The organism is Vescimonas sp., from assembly GCF_057856985.1.
Genome location: NZ_DBLZXX010000031.1, coordinates 1 through 13444 on the forward strand (window position 1 = coordinate 1; position 13444 = coordinate 13444).

The 13444-nt window shown below is 58.6% G+C and carries 17 protein-coding genes and 1 rRNA gene; 14 read left to right on the forward strand and 4 right to left on the reverse strand.

What is annotated here, in order from left to right:
* Positions 1–88, forward strand: a 5S ribosomal RNA gene (gene rrf / locus ACZM22_RS10760); the annotation flags it as partial.
* A gap of 367 nt (positions 89–455) precedes the next feature.
* Here the strand turns inward: rrf and ACZM22_RS10765 are convergent.
* Positions 456–611, reverse strand: coding sequence for a hypothetical protein (locus tag ACZM22_RS10765; RefSeq protein WP_489544067.1), 156 nt, complete (start codon positions 609–611; stop codon positions 456–458).
* 468 nt (positions 612–1079) lie between these two features.
* Between ACZM22_RS10765 and ACZM22_RS10770 the strand changes: the two genes are divergently transcribed.
* Genes ACZM22_RS10770 through ACZM22_RS10780 form a run of 3 tightly spaced genes read left to right on the forward strand, consistent with a single transcriptional unit; the run spans position 1080 to position 2818 of the window.
* Complete coding sequence (locus ACZM22_RS10770) at positions 1080–1526, forward strand: GNAT family N-acetyltransferase (RefSeq protein ID WP_489544068.1); 447 nt, start codon at positions 1080–1082, stop codon at positions 1524–1526.
* A 19-nt stretch (positions 1527–1545) separates the two neighbouring features.
* Complete coding sequence (locus ACZM22_RS10775; protein ID WP_489544069.1) at positions 1546–2169, forward strand: GyrI-like domain-containing protein; 624 nt, start codon at positions 1546–1548, stop codon at positions 2167–2169.
* A gap of 37 nt (positions 2170–2206) precedes the next feature.
* Positions 2207–2818 carry a GNAT family N-acetyltransferase gene (locus tag ACZM22_RS10780; protein WP_489544070.1) on the forward strand — a complete coding sequence of 204 codons (612 nt, stop codon included), beginning with the start codon at positions 2207–2209 and terminating at the stop codon, positions 2816–2818.
* A gap of 291 nt (positions 2819–3109) precedes the next feature.
* On the opposite strand, the gene ACZM22_RS10785 is transcribed toward ACZM22_RS10780, so the two are convergent.
* A complete protein-coding gene (locus ACZM22_RS10785) occupies positions 3110–3733 on the reverse strand; it encodes a class I SAM-dependent methyltransferase (protein ID WP_489544071.1) in 624 nt (207 codons plus the stop codon).
* Between the two features lie 22 nt (positions 3734–3755).
* Entirely contained in the window at positions 3756–4340 is a 585-nt protein-coding gene (locus ACZM22_RS10790; protein ID WP_483268908.1) for an HD domain-containing protein, read from the reverse strand.
* A 131-nt stretch (positions 4341–4471) separates the two neighbouring features.
* Here ACZM22_RS10790 and ACZM22_RS10795 point away from each other — a divergent pair, with 131 nt between their 5' ends.
* Positions 4472–5398, forward strand: a complete 927-nt coding sequence (locus ACZM22_RS10795; RefSeq protein ID WP_489544072.1) for a phosphatase PAP2 family protein — start codon at positions 4472–4474, stop codon at positions 5396–5398.
* Positions 5399–5458: 60 nt separating this feature from the next.
* Here ACZM22_RS10795 and ACZM22_RS10800 read toward each other — a convergent pair whose 3' ends face one another.
* Positions 5459–6364: a DMT family transporter gene (locus tag ACZM22_RS10800; RefSeq protein WP_489544073.1), complete on the reverse strand. Its 906-nt coding sequence runs from the start codon at positions 6362–6364 to the stop codon at positions 5459–5461.
* A gap of 259 nt (positions 6365–6623) precedes the next feature.
* Between ACZM22_RS10800 and ACZM22_RS10805 the strand changes: the two genes are divergently transcribed.
* The 9 genes from ACZM22_RS10805 to rpsB all read left to right on the forward strand — a co-directional run.
* Positions 6624–7538 (forward strand): nucleotidyltransferase family protein, encoded by a 915-nt coding sequence (locus ACZM22_RS10805; protein ID WP_489544074.1) that lies wholly within the window; start codon positions 6624–6626, stop codon positions 7536–7538.
* Positions 7539–7544: 6 nt separating this feature from the next.
* Positions 7545–8330 (forward strand): M15 family metallopeptidase, encoded by a 786-nt coding sequence (locus ACZM22_RS10810; RefSeq protein ID WP_489544075.1) that lies wholly within the window; start codon positions 7545–7547, stop codon positions 8328–8330.
* 355 nt (positions 8331–8685) lie between these two features.
* Positions 8686–9276, forward strand: a complete 591-nt coding sequence (infC, locus tag ACZM22_RS10815) for a translation initiation factor IF-3 (RefSeq protein ID WP_484424091.1) — start codon at positions 8686–8688, stop codon at positions 9274–9276.
* A gap of 42 nt (positions 9277–9318) precedes the next feature.
* Positions 9319–9516 carry a 50S ribosomal protein L35 gene (gene rpmI, locus ACZM22_RS10820; RefSeq protein WP_417306262.1) on the forward strand — a complete coding sequence of 66 codons (198 nt, stop codon included), beginning with the start codon at positions 9319–9321 and terminating at the stop codon, positions 9514–9516.
* Positions 9517–9551: 35 nt separating this feature from the next.
* Entirely contained in the window at positions 9552–9905 is a 354-nt protein-coding gene (gene rplT, locus ACZM22_RS10825; RefSeq protein WP_417306261.1) for a 50S ribosomal protein L20, read from the forward strand.
* Positions 9906–10163: 258 nt separating this feature from the next.
* Complete coding sequence (locus ACZM22_RS10830) at positions 10164–10778, forward strand: hypothetical protein (protein WP_489544076.1); 615 nt, start codon at positions 10164–10166, stop codon at positions 10776–10778.
* A 19-nt stretch (positions 10779–10797) separates the two neighbouring features.
* Positions 10798–11265: a hypothetical protein gene (locus tag ACZM22_RS10835; protein WP_484424093.1), complete on the forward strand. Its 468-nt coding sequence runs from the start codon at positions 10798–10800 to the stop codon at positions 11263–11265.
* A gap of 176 nt (positions 11266–11441) precedes the next feature.
* Positions 11442–12791, forward strand: a complete 1350-nt coding sequence (locus tag ACZM22_RS10840; protein WP_489544077.1) for an oxygen-binding di-iron domain-containing protein — start codon at positions 11442–11444, stop codon at positions 12789–12791.
* 187 nt (positions 12792–12978) lie between these two features.
* The coding region (rpsB, locus tag ACZM22_RS10845) for a 30S ribosomal protein S2 (RefSeq protein WP_489544078.1) at positions 12979–13444 on the forward strand (466 nt) is incomplete at its 3' end.

Below are 13444 nucleotides of genomic sequence, written 5' to 3' on the forward strand. Positions count from 1 at the left end.
CCGTTCCCATCCCGAACACGGAAGTTAAGCTCGCTTCTGCTGACAATACTTGGCTGGAGACGGCCCGGGAAGATAGGTAGCGCCAACACAAAGCCCACGACAAAAGTCGTGGGCTTTGTTTTATTTTATGATGCCTTTGCTACGCGAAGATGGTGCGGCGCGCTGTACTTCGTCTCGTGTGAGATATACTGTACTGCTGCACGGGATATGCTGCTGCGAGCAAGGGAAAAATAGCTCCTATTCCATGTGCCTTGTTGTATGCAGGCCGTGCAGAAATTTGACCCACGAAGAGAACTGTAACCTTGCGGCTCCGGATGCCTGGCTCTGAGGTGAGCCGGTTATTTGAGCGCAATTTCTGGATACGTTCCTTCATGGCTTAGTCGGGCGTATACTTTAGCACACAAGGAGTATTTTAGAAACCAACTACGTTACGCAAACTGCGTTATGCTGTTGGCCTAAGTATAGGCGTTGTTGCGGATGGTAAACGTGGACTCGGCGGTAATGCGCTCGCTCTTGGCGGCGTTGTACTGGGCGGTCTTGGCCAGCTCCTTCAGGCTCATCAGCACCTTGCCGTCGGTGCTGCGGATGATGTTGCCGTCCACGATATCCATATTGTATACCGCCTGACGGGTCAGAGAGGTGGAGAGTGCAGCTCAAGCTGTGTTCTTCCCATCAACACGCAGCGCAAAACAAGCTGCAATGTACATTTTGCGGCCACGGAGGGGATGGCTCCTCTTTTGAGACCGGTCAGGGTGTGCATTGGTTTTCGGATGTGGTTTCGGGATACGTGCACCGCTGGCTCGAAGTACATGCTTAGAGCGGCAAGAACTTCCTTTATGTTGTGATCGATAATGAAGCAATAAAAAAAGCGGAGGTAACCGCCAAGCCGCGCTCCAAAAACGGAACTACGACGCTGACTGACTCCGCTAAAGTTAGTATAGCGAAGGTTTTGGAAAAGATCAATAGTCCGGATGTTTTTAAATATGTTCCGTTTGCAGGCGATACGCCATTGTCGGTTCTTGCGCTTCTGTTGCGGGTGTGGTAGGATATAACAGCTATACGTTGGGGGGGCGCGAAGGATGGACATCACAATACGAAGGATGCGCAGCGGCGATGGCGATGAGCTGTACCGGCTGCTGTCAGATCCCATGGTGATGCGCTATCTGGAGCCGCCCTATGACCGTGTGCAGGCGGAAGCATTCCTGCACGATGCGGGGCTGTCCGAACCGCCTCTTGTGTACGCCGTCCAGGAGGACGAGCGCTTTATCGGATATGTCATCTATCACGAATATGATGCGGACAGTATGGAGATCGGCTGGGTACTGTTTCCGGAGTACTGGGGGCGCGGCTACGCGTCGGAGCTGACGGACCGGCTCATTGACCGGGCGCGGCAGACACAGAAGGACGTTGTCATCGAGTGTGTGCCGGAGCAGACGGCGACGATGCACCTTGCCGGCAAGAAGGGCTTCCGCAACGACAGAGTTTCCGATGGGCTGGCGGTATACCGGCTTGCAGACCGGCGCTGAATGTGGAAAGGAGCGCGGTATGGCGTTTGATTTTAAGAAGGAGTATCGGGAGTTTTATCTGCCGAAGGATCGGCCGGAGATCGTGGCGGTGCCCGCCGTGCACTACATGGCGGTGCGGGGACAGGGTGACCCGAATCAGCCGGAGGGTGCGTACCGGCAGGCGATACAGATGCTGTATACCGTGGCGTACACGCTGAAAATGAGCGGGCGGGCCGGTCATGAAATCGACGGCTTCTTCGACTATGTGGTGCCGCCGCTGGAGGGCTTCTGGCAGCAGGGGCAGACCGGCACTGCGGACAAGGCGGCGTTCCGGTGGGTCTCGGTCATCCGGCTGCCGGATTTCGTGACAGAGGAGGAGCTGTGCTGGGCGAAGCAGGCCGCGTGGGAGAAGAAAAAGCTGGACTGCGGCGCGGTGGAGTTCCTGACGGTGGAGGAGGGGCTGTGCGTGCAGTGCATGCACCTGGGACCCTTCGACACGGAGGCGGAGACGGTGGCAAGGATGGACAGCTTTCTGGCGGAAAAAGGATATGTGAACGACCTGTCAGAGACACGTATGCACCACGAGATCTACTTGTCGGACGCGCGGCGCGTGATACCGGAGAAGTGGAAAACGGTGATACGGCACCCCATCCGCAGGGGATGAGATACATAAGCAGCCATATACAAAGGAGATCCGGAACATGACAGAAAAATACGGAGAAGTGGTGATCCGTGACGCGGTGCTGACGGACGCGGAGCGGATACGGGAAATATACGACTACTACGTGCGGCACACGGCCATCAGCTTCGAGTACGAGACGCCGACGCGGGAGGAGATGCGGGAGCGGATGCACCGGACCATGGCGCGGTTTCCCTACCTGGCGGCGGAGCGGGACGGTGTGGTGCAAGGCTACGCCTACGCGGGGCCCTTCAAGGAGAGGGCGGCCTATGACTGGTGCTGCGAGCTGTCCATTTATCTGGCGCAGGACGCCCGGAAGTGCGGCATGGGGCGGCGTCTCTACGCCGCCATGGAGGAGCGGCTGCGGGACATGGGGGTGCTGAACCTCTACGCCTGCATTACCTGTCCGGACCGGGAGGATGAGTATGTGACGCGGAACAGCATGGAGTTCCACAGTCATCTGGGCTTCCGGCAGGTGGCGGAGTTCCGCAGCTGCGGCTACAAGTTCGGGCGTTGGTACAACATGATCTGGATGGAGAAAATGATCGGAGAGCACCGGCCGGATCAGCCGCCGGTGGTGCCGTATCCGGAGACAAGGGGCGGGACGGTCCAGACGGTGCGCGGCTGGAGCTGATGCACCGGCCAGAGTTGGCCGATGCAGGCAGCGCGGCTGCGCCCATACGGCGTTTTCTCTGGAGAGCCGCGAGGCGGTGGATGCGTTGACCCAGTGACTCCGCAGAGACGGCTATGCGGTGGCCAGCATTAGCCGCAGGTCACGGGGGACGGCTATTATGAGGGCTGTGTCGCCGGACCGGAGGGACTCCTTGTGGAACTGACGGTGTAAGAAAAAGAGCTGTATATAACCGCGAAAGCGGTCATATACAGCTCTTTCTGCATCAATGAGGGCCATGAGACGGCGGGGGCATCAGGCGTGACGGCGCAGGGAGAGAATACCGGCACAGGGGGAGAGCGGTTCGAACTGCATTTGTGGGAAGAAGCATTTCATTTCATCGAAAACGAAATAGGTCTCATCGGTATCCCACAGGTCACCAGCATGGAGACGGCACGCCTTCAGCGCGGCTCTGGAAGGGAAAGCCACGTCACCGATATAGAGGCAGCCGTCCTCCCGCAGCAGGGAAAGAAGGCTGCGGATAAAATCCACTTTTTGCCGGTCCGTCAGGTGGTGCAGCGAGTAGGTGGCAACGATGGCATCATAGGTGCGCTGTGTCAGTGGTGTGGACAGCCCCTGTGAGAAGTCGCCGCAGAAAAGAGTGGCTTTCGGCATTCTGTCTTGCGCCAGGCGGAGCATCTGCGCGGAAAAGTCCTGCCCATAGATGCGGCAGCCCTGGGCATAGAGCGCAGCACTCAGTGTGCCGGTGCCAAAGCCAATGTCCAACACATCCTTTGCACCCTGAGAGAGAATATTGCGGCAGATCGTATCCAGAATGTCACGATATCCCGCGAAGGGATAGCGATCGTCGGCATCTGAGAGAGCAACGCTCTGCTCGTAGTCCTCTGCCCATTGGTCAAAGCCTTTTTCGTTCAGCATGGTTTCTCCTTTTTCAGATGGGTCATTCCGCAGAAAGCGGCATGCCGCCGTTAGCGTCGATCTTGGCCTTCGTCTCATCGCGGACCGCCTCCCGCAGGGCGGTGAGGTAGGGGGAAAAGGCCACATTTTCGTCGGCATAGGTCAGGTTCAGGGCGTACTCGCGGGGCAGCCAGGTGGAGATAGGGGCCTCGTTGTGCTGGATGACCGCCTCCAGTTTGTCCAGCGCCTTGTAGAGACGGGCTTCGTCGGTCTCCAGGGCGTCCATCTCGGCGTACAGCGCCGCCATCTCGGTGCAGTAGGGGGCGGGAAGGGAGGATACCCACTGAGCCAGCAGGGAATCCTCACGGGTCGTATCGGCATCGGTTTTCAGGAAGGAGGGGATGTCGCCGGTGAAGCACTCGCCCAGATCGTGGATCAGGCACATTTGCAGCACCTTGTCCATGTCCAGCCGGGGGAACTCATCCCGCAGGAAAAATGCCATCAGCGCGATGCGCCAGCTGTGTTCCGCCACGCTTTCGCGGCGGCCGCCGGAGGTGTCGCAGTGACGGGTGGTGTCCTTCAGCTTTTCCGCGGTGTGCAGGATATTCAGAAGCTCGGTGGGGTGCATGGTACGTGTCCTCCTGTGCTGTTTTCTTCAGTATAGCAAAACGGCGGCGGAGGGTCAACGGTTGCGCAGAAAAAGAAAAGCGTGTATAATAGCGGCACAGGCCGCTCTGGCGGCGGAAAGGACGGGACAGCATGAAGCTACTATACGCGCTGGAGTCCATTCGGACGCCGCTGCTGGACACGATACTGGGCGCTGTGACCCACATGGGCGGAGAGCTTTTCTTCATGGTCATCGCCGTGACGGTGTTCTGGTGCGTCAGCAAGCGGATGGGCTACTACCTCATGACGGTGGGCTTTTTCGGCACCATTCTCAATCAATTTCTGAAGATCCTGTGCTGCGTGCCGCGGCCATGGGTGAAGAATCCTGACTTTACCATCGTGGAGAGCGCACGGGCCGAGGCCACGGGATACTCCTTTCCCAGCGGCCACACCCAGAACGCGGTGGCCACCTACGGCGGCATCGCACGGTACACCAGGCGGCGGTGGCTGCGGGTGGTGTGCATCGCGCTGACGCTGGTCATCTGCTTCAGCCGCATGTATCTGGGTGTCCACACGCCGCTGGACGTGGGGGTGTCCTTCGTTATCGCTGCGGCGCTGGTGCTGCTGGTGTACCCGCTGATGGAGGAGGCGGACCGCCGCCCCCGTGTGCTGACGGCGATGATCGGCGTCATGGTGCTGTGCAGTGCGGCGTTCATCGTTTATCTGTACCTGCGGGGCGACACGGGAACCACGGCGGAGGACACCGCCAACTATGTCAGCGCTTTGCAGAACGCCTGGAAGCTGACAGGCGCTACGCTGGGAATGCTGGCGGCCAACATTCTGGACCGGCGGTACATCCGTTTCGAGACGCAGGCGGTGTGGTGGGCCCAGATCATCAAGCTGGTGGTGGGCTTCGGACTGCTGCTGGCCATCCGGGCGGGGCTGAAAGCGCCGCTCATCGCGCTGTGCGGCGGGGCGGCGGAGATCGCCGGTGGTATCCGCTATCTGCTGGTGGTGCTGTTCGCCGGATGCGTATGGCCCCTGACGTTCTGGGGCTTCAGCCGGTTAGGGAAGAAATAAGACGATAACCCCCCCCCTCCGTGCAGACGCACGGAGGGGGGTTTTTATCGGGTGGCGAGGTTACACATCCGCCGCTTTTTCGCCGGCAGGCTTTTTCAGAGCCACAATGACGCCGGCGGTGATAAGTACGGCGCCCACCACGCTCATGACGGTGATCTGCTCGTCCAGCAGCAGGAAGCCCACCACCAGCGTGACGAAGGGGGAGGCGTACAGGTAGTTGTTGGTGATGACAACGCCCAGACGCTGGAAAGCGATGTTCCAGATGGCAAAGCACACGGCGTTGCCGAACACGCCCAGAAACAGCCAGCTCAGCAGCATGGACGGCGTGGTGAACAGAGGGCGCAGGTCGGGCATGCCGTCCGTCAGCAGCATCAGGGGCAGGGAGGTCAGGAACGCCCAGAGCATGACGCGGCGAGTCACCAGGAAGTTGTCGTACTGCTCGGTGTACTTCTTGATGAGGATGGAGTACACGGCCCACATCAGGGCGGCGGCCAGTGCGATCAGGTCGCCCAGCGGGTTCAGATGGAAGGACATCTGGCCGTTGAGCACCACCAGCACCACACCGGCGATGGCGATGGCCGCGCCGATGTAGACGTACTTGCCCAGGCGCTCCCCGCTGCGGGAGAACAGCTGAGCCAGGATCACCGTCAGGATGGGGGACAGGGCTACGATGATGCTGACGTTGGCGGCGTAGGTGTAGGTCAGGGCGGTGTTCTGCAGGAAGAAGTAGAAGCTGCCGCCGGTGATGCCGATGAGGATGAACATCAGCTCATCCTTCCAGGGGAGCTTCAATGTCCTGGGGCGCAGGGCCCACAGGGCCACATAGGCCAGGCCCATGCGCAGGGGGATGATCTGAATGGCGGTGTAGCCTTTCAGAAGCTCCTTGGTCAGTACGAAGCAGCTGCCCCACACGAGAATGGTGAAGATGGCGTAGACATGCCCCATCACCTTCTGGGATGTTTTCATATGCTTTCTCTCCTTAAACATGGATTTCCGGCCTCCGCAGCGGGAGGCCGGAGCTTGTCCCAAACATACTATATTATAGGGGACGCCGGCAGAAAAATCCAGAGGGAGCTGCAAAAGAAATTTTGCGGCGAAATTAGGCAAATCTTAAAGTCCGGCGGAGCGAAAGCGGTTGAAGCGGGGAGAAAACTGTGCTATACTGTGCGTTGTGGCCGTCAGGTCTGACGGCGGACGTTTCGGGGGACAATACAGGAGGAACACCATGAAAACAACCTTAGTCATTATGGCGGCGGGCCTGGGCTCCCGCTATGGCGGCAATAAGCAGACGGACGGCGTGGGCCCTAACGGGGAGATCCTCATGGAATACGGCGTCTACGACGCGGTGCGGGCCGGTTTCGATAAGATCGTGTTCATCATCAAGCCGGATATGCTGGAGCTGATGAAGCGGCTGTGCGGCGACATGGCCTCGCGTCTGCGGACGCCGGAGGGCCAGCCGGTGGAGGTGTGCTACGCCTTTCAGGATTTCTCCTCCGTGCCGGCGTTCTACCGGATACCGGAGGGGCGCACCAAGCCCTTCGGTACCACCCACGCGGTGCTGTGTACCAGGGAATTCGTCCACGAGCCGTTCTGCGTCATCAATGCCGACGACTACTACGGTGTGGACGCCTACCGTACCATCTATGAGGAGCTGCAGCGCCTGCCGGAGCGGGGCGCGGCCACCATGGTGGGGTATCTGCTGAAAAACACCGTCACCAGATACGGCACGTTGTCCCGCGGCGTGTGTCACGCGCGGGACGGCTATCTCACGGACATCCATGAGACGCTGAAGATCCGCCTGCGTGACGACGGCACCATCGGCGATGAGGACAGCGGCGTGCTGCTGGAGCCGGACACGGTGGTATCCATGAACTTCTGGGGCTTCATGCCGTCGGTGTTCGATGAGATGGAGCGGTACTTTGAGGATTTCCTGCGCCGCGACGCGGGGGAGAATGCGAAGGCAGAGTGCCTGCTGCCCAACATGGTGGGCAAGCTGCTGAAGGAGGGCAGGCTGTCGGTATCCGTATTGCAGTCCAAGGACCGGTGGTTCGGCATGACGTACCACGAGGACCGGGCGCGGGTGGCGGCGGAGCTGCTGGAGCTGCACAGAGCGGGGGTCTACCCCCGGGAATTGAGGTAAGGAGTTATGGACGAAAGAGAACGGAGACGGCAGCGCCGGTACAGAGAGGCCATGCGCAACCGCGCTATTGCGGCGGTGTTCCTGGCGGTGCTGATCGTGGGCATCATCTTCATCGTGAAGGGGTGCAGGAATAAGAAGCAGGAGCAGGACCAGCAGCAACAGCAGGCGGCGGAGGCGCTGGCCCGTCAGGACGACCAGCAGGAGCCAGCCGCCAAGCCGTCGGCGGCGGACAACGAGCTGCTGACGCTGGTGAACCCCTGGAACCCGCTGCCGTCGGACTGGGAAGTGGATCTGGTGGATCTGAGCAATGGCTCCCAGATCGACCGGCGGTGCTATGACGCACTGCAGGAGATGATGGACGCCTGCCGCGACGCAGGCTACGAGCCCCTGATCTGCTCGGCCTACCGGACTCAGGAGACGCAGCAGGAGCTGTTCGACAAGAAAGTGGCCGCCTTTGAGGCCGAGGGCAAGAGCCACGACCAGGCGGTGCAGGAGGCCGGCACGGTGGTGGCCGTACCGGGCACCAGCGAGCATCAGCTGGGTCTTACGGTGGACGTGGTGGACATCAACAACCAGAACCTGACGGAGGAGCAGGAAAAGACCCCCACCCAGAAGTGGCTGATGGCCAACTCCTGGCGCTACGGGTTCATCCACCGCTATCCCAACGGAAAGAGCGATGTCACCGGCATCATCTATGAGCCTTGGCACTATCGCTATGTGGGCAAGGACGTGGCCCAGGAGATCTTCAACCGCGGCATCACGCTGGAGGAGTATCTGGGCGTGACCCATTAAAATGCAGCAAAAGAGCCGCGGCAGAAGCCGCGGCTCTCCGTCTGTGCATGGGATTATTTGCAGTTCTTGGCGTTTTTCGTGTTCTTGGCGTTCTTGTTGGCGTTCTGGGTATTCTGCTCGTTCGTGTTCTGCTCGGTCTTGGCGTTTTTGCGCTCCTCCATGTGAGGCACCTCCTTTTTAACAGTTACAGCGTCAGTATGGCCGGAAAAATCGGTACTATGCGTCAGAAATCAAAAAAATGTAGTTGACAGCGGGGGCAAAGTGCGGTACAATACTCAGGAAAACAAAGAAGGTCGGTGCATCCGCCTCACCTCACGCGCAGAGCAAAGAGGTCAACAGCGTCAGCAAGTGTCCCATGGGCAGCTTGTGTTGTTGCGCGGATGCGGAGAGCATTCGCGTTTTTATTTTGGATTGGAGGTGCTTCGGTATTAGCAAGGTACAGCATCAACTGAATGAAGAGATCAACGACAAGGAGATCCGTTTGATCGGCGAAGGCGGAGAGCAGATGGGCATTGTGTCCGGTGAAGAAGCCCTGCGCATCGCGGAGGAGCACGGGCTGGATCTGGTAAAGATCTCCCCGCAGGCGACGCCCCCTGTGTGCAAGCTGATGAACTACGGCAAGTACAAATTCGAGCAGAGCAAGCGCGAGAAGGAAGCCAGAAAAAACCAGCACGTGGTGGAGATCAAGGAGATCCGGATGTCCCCGGGCATCGACGTGGGCGATTTCAACACCAAGCTGAAGAACGCCCAGAAGTTCCTGTCCGACGGCAACCGCGTCAAGGTATCCGTCCGCTTCCGCGGCCGTGAGATGGCGCACACCGACATCGGCCGCGATCTTCTCAATAAGTTTGCAGACCTGTGCACCGAAGTGGCTACCCTCGACAAGGCCGCCAAGCTGGAGGGACGGAACATGTCCATCTTCCTGTCCCCCAAGGCCGGCAAGTAACCGCGTTTCCCCACAGAGGATCATATTGGAAGGAGTAATATTATGCCTAAACTGAAGACCCATAGCGGCGCAAAGAAGCGCTTCAACCTGACGAAATCCGGCAAGGTCAAGAGAGCTCATGCGTTCAAGAGCCACATCCTGACCAAGAAGGACACCAAGCGTGGCCGTCGTCTGCGCAGCACCACCTATGCTGACTGCACCACCGAGGCGACCATCCGCAAGATGATCCCCTACAAATAAGAGACGGAATCGTTAGAATAGGAGGCAATTGAAATATGGCACGTGTAAAAGGCGCGATGATGGCGCGTAAAAGAAGAAACAAGACTCTGAAGCTGGCCAAGGGCTACTGGGGCGCGAAGTCCAAGCACTTCAAGATGGCCAACGAGCAGGTCATGAAGTCCCTGACCTACGCCTATGTGGGCCGCCGTCTGAAGAAGCGGGACTTCCGTCAGCTGTGGATCACCCGTATCTCCGCGGCTGTCAAGGCCCAGGGTATGAACTATTCCAGCTTCATGCACGGTCTGAAGGTCGCCGGCATCCAGATCAACCGCAAGATGCTGTCCGAGATGGCGATCAACGACACCGTGGCGTTCGCCGCCCTGTGCGACATCGCCAAGAAGGCCATCTGAATACCCGCACAGCGCCCTGTTCACGGGGCGCTGTGTTTTTTTGTAGAAATGTGCAAAAAATGGTAGAAAATGCCGCGCGGGTTTGGTATAATAAATTATATTAGTTGAGACGACACTCTTTTGTATTTGAATTTACCAAATTAGAGAAAGAGGTGTTTCCAATGTATTGATGTAAGTAACAAGCTGGATTTATACCACGAAAGGACAATCGACACCAAAAATTCTGTATCAATCATAAGAACTATAAGAGGAGGACATATGAAAACAAAAAAATGTGTATCGGCGCTTCTCCTGAGTATTCTGATGATTCTTTCGTTAGTGCCGACTGCATCTGCAACCGAAAGTGGGACCGCAACTGTTATTACGGAAAATGAAAAAGCAATTATTACAGTTGACGGAACAGTTATTGAGATACCGGTCGATGATTCTACCTGCGAATATATAGCCGAAACGAGCGTGGTGAATGACGCAGGGGTTGACTGGGTTCGTGTAGATTTATATTCTGTTGATGAAAATGGAACAAGAGCTGCGATTGGCTTTGCTAAGTATAGTTGGTTTGTTTCAAACCGAACAGGTGGCATGGATGGATACTATACATTGACGTTTCACTGGGATGCTACCCTTTTGCTGGATAAAATATATGTGACAGACTACTGCCTAACGACACCGACTGGAAAAGTGGTGGCAAGTGGAAGCCCTGATATTCTTGCCCGTGGGACAGCACGTGGAAATCATACTGTGGGGACGTATTGGAGCGACGCTGGGGTCGAAACAATGTATATGGATACTACGAGCATTGAGGGATTTCCGATGGATGAATCCTATCGATCGCTCTTTACAGTACCAGTTCGGCAAGTTATTGATGTGAATTGACGATGTGAGGTGTGAAAGCTTGATTATTGGTGCATTGGCGTATTTTACCCGCAATATGCGGGAGGTGCAGCCCAGAGTACAGAAGCTGCCCCCCTGCAATGGGCGGGTATTCTGGTCCATCGGCTTTATCCTGGAGCAGAGCGGCCGCACGAAGCTCCTGATGGTATGCGAGCCGGGGCAATCTGCCGCGTTTCGCCCAGGGGATACCGATCCGGATCGGCTGGAGGCGGACGGTGCAGAGTACTTGGTAGCCGGCATCAACGCCGGTACGCTCTGGATGAACATGGAGGAGCGGTTCGACGCGCGGCCCTTTGAGCTGGCAGCCCTGTTGGGGAAAGTGCCTGAGATCCCAGAGGAGCTGGGGAAGATGCCGCTGCCGAACCTGCCGATCTGCGAGATCGTGCTGCTGGACAGCCTTGACGCGCTTCCGACGGGGCCTGTGGACGTGGTGCTGAGCAGCGGGGAGCGCTGGCACCTGGCGCCGTAACTGAATACCCGCACAGCGCCCTGTTCACGGGGCGCTGTGTTTTTTTGCGCGAACGGGCAAAAAACAGTGGAAAACGGCGGAAAGCTCTGCTATAATGTTTCCGCTGAAATGGGCGCGGCGGTACGGCGCGCCAAAATGGAGATCATACCGGCACAGGCCGCGGAAAGGATGATACGATGTACTGCACGAGAAAGATCAACGACGATTATACATGGGTGGGCGCCGACTGCCGGCGTCTGGCGATGTTTGAGGGCGTGTACGATGTACCTCAGGGCATCAGCTTCAACAGCTATCTGCTGACAGACGAAAAGACTGTGCTGTTCGACACGGTGGACAGCGCGGTGCGCCATACGTTTCGGGAGAACCTGACCCACGCGCTGGCGGGACGGGAGCTGGACTACGTGGTGGTGCACCACATGGAGCCGGACCACGCAGCGGAGCTGGCTGACCTGCTGCGGGACTATCCCCGGACGCAGGTGCTGTGCAGCGCCATGGCCAAGACCATGATCGGCCAGTTCTTCGGGCCGGAGCTGGCGGGGCGCATCACCGTTATCAAGGAGGGGGAGACGCTGTCCACCGGACGGCACACCCTGCACTTTGTGGCGGCGCCCATGGTCCACTGGCCGGAGGTGATGCTGACCTACGATGCCACGGACAAGCTGCTGCTGTCGGCGGACGCCTTCGGCTGCTTCGGCGCCCTGAACGGCGCGCTGTTCGCCGATGAGGTGAACTTCGACCGCGACTATCTGGACGAGGCGCGGCGCTACTACACCAACATTGTGGGCAAGTACGGCCCCCAGGTGCAGGCGGTGCTGAAGAAGGCGGAGACGCTGGACATCCAGATGCTGCTGCCGCTCCACGGCTTCGTGTGGCGGGAGGAGCTGGGCTATCTGCTGGGCAAGTATGACCTGTGGAGCCGGTACGAGCCGGAGGTGCGGGGCGTCATGATCGCCTACGCCTCGGTGTACGGCGGCACGGAGAACGCCGCCAACGTGCTGGCCTGCCGTCTGGCAGAGCAGGGCGTGCAGGTGAAGATGTTCGACGTGTCGGTGACGCCGGCACCCTATGTCGTGTCCGACGCTTTCAAGTACAGCCATCTGGTGTTCGCGTCCGCCACGTATAACATGGGCATCTTTGTGACCATGGAGGACCTGCTCCGCGACATCGCGGCCCACGCCCTGGCGGACCGGCGGTACGCCCTGATCGAGAACGGCACCTGGTCGCCGGCCAGCGGTAAGAAGATGGATGCGCTGCTGTCCCCGCTGAAAGGCTGGTCCGCGGTGGAACCGGTGCTGACGGTGAAGTCGGCGCTGCGGCCGGATCAGGCGGCCCAGATGCAGCGTCTGGCCGATGCCATTGCCGCCGACGTGAAGGCGGAACAGACGGAGGAGGACGCCACCGGCGAGGGAAAGCACCGCTACGTGTGCAAGGTGTGCGGCTACGTTTACGAGGGCGACGAGCTGCCGGCAGACTACAAATGCCCGCTGTGCGGCGCCGGTCCGGAGTATTTCCGGCAGGAGGCCTGATCTGCGGCGAAAAAAGTGGGAAAATTCCGGTGAAAAACCGGAATTTCTCCTTGCAAAATGGAAAAAGCCGTGCTATCATATTCTGGTGAATCCGCACAGCTTCGGATCTCCGGTCGGTGCCGCAAGGTTGGCCGGAGGGAGGAGGAGGCTGGAGGTACAAACTAAAACAAAAGGAGAAACAACAAAAATGGCAAATCAGAACGTCGTATCCATGAAGGCTCTGCTGGAGGCCGGTGTGCATTTCGGTCATCAGACCCGTCGCTGGAACCCCAAGATGGCTCCCTATATCTACACCGAGCGCAACGGCATCTATATCATCGACCTGCAGAAGACCGTGAAGAAGCTGGAGGAGGCGTATGCCTTCGTGCGTCAGCTGTCCGAGAGCGGCCAGTCCCTGCTGTTCGTGGGCACCAAGAAGCAGGCGCAGGAGGCCATCAAGGATGAGGCTACCCGCTGCGGCATGTACTACGTCAACGCCCGCTGGCTGGGCGGTATGATGACCAACTTCAAGACCATGCGTACCCGTATCGACCGTCTGAACCAGCTGAAGACCATGCAGGCCGACGGCACCTTCGATATGCTGCCCAAGAAGGAAGTCATCAAGCACCTGGGCGAGATCGAGAAGCTGGAGAAGTATCTGGGCGGCGGGAAGG

Bases quoted from the DNA above. Each gene is read 5' to 3' on its own strand.
- ACZM22_RS10780 (WP_489544070.1), top strand. From the start codon at position 2,207: ATGACAGAAAAATACGGAGAAGTGGTGATCCGTGACGCGGTGCTGACG.
- ACZM22_RS10830 (WP_489544076.1), top strand. From the start codon at position 10,164: ATGAAAACAAAAAAATGTGTATCGGCGCTTCTCCTGAGTATTCTGATG.
- ACZM22_RS10770 (WP_489544068.1), top strand. From the start codon at position 1,080: ATGGACATCACAATACGAAGGATGCGCAGCGGCGATGGCGATGAGCTG.
- ACZM22_RS10775 (WP_489544069.1), top strand. From the start codon at position 1,546: ATGGCGTTTGATTTTAAGAAGGAGTATCGGGAGTTTTATCTGCCGAAG.
- ACZM22_RS10790 (WP_483268908.1), bottom strand. From the start codon at position 4,340: ATGCACCCCACCGAGCTTCTGAATATCCTGCACACCGCGGAAAAGCTG.
- ACZM22_RS10810 (WP_489544075.1), top strand. From the start codon at position 7,545: ATGGACGAAAGAGAACGGAGACGGCAGCGCCGGTACAGAGAGGCCATG.
- infC (WP_484424091.1), top strand. From the start codon at position 8,686: ATGGGCAGCTTGTGTTGTTGCGCGGATGCGGAGAGCATTCGCGTTTTT.
- ACZM22_RS10805 (WP_489544074.1), top strand. From the start codon at position 6,624: ATGAAAACAACCTTAGTCATTATGGCGGCGGGCCTGGGCTCCCGCTAT.
- rpmI (WP_417306262.1), top strand. From the start codon at position 9,319: ATGCCTAAACTGAAGACCCATAGCGGCGCAAAGAAGCGCTTCAACCTG.
- ACZM22_RS10795 (WP_489544072.1), top strand. From the start codon at position 4,472: ATGAAGCTACTATACGCGCTGGAGTCCATTCGGACGCCGCTGCTGGAC.
- rplT (WP_417306261.1), top strand. From the start codon at position 9,552: ATGGCACGTGTAAAAGGCGCGATGATGGCGCGTAAAAGAAGAAACAAG.
- ACZM22_RS10800 (WP_489544073.1), bottom strand. From the start codon at position 6,364: ATGAAAACATCCCAGAAGGTGATGGGGCATGTCTACGCCATCTTCACC.
- ACZM22_RS10765 (WP_489544067.1), bottom strand. From the start codon at position 611: ATGGATATCGTGGACGGCAACATCATCCGCAGCACCGACGGCAAGGTG.
- ACZM22_RS10785 (WP_489544071.1), bottom strand. From the start codon at position 3,733: ATGCTGAACGAAAAAGGCTTTGACCAATGGGCAGAGGACTACGAGCAG.
- ACZM22_RS10840 (WP_489544077.1), top strand. From the start codon at position 11,442: ATGTACTGCACGAGAAAGATCAACGACGATTATACATGGGTGGGCGCC.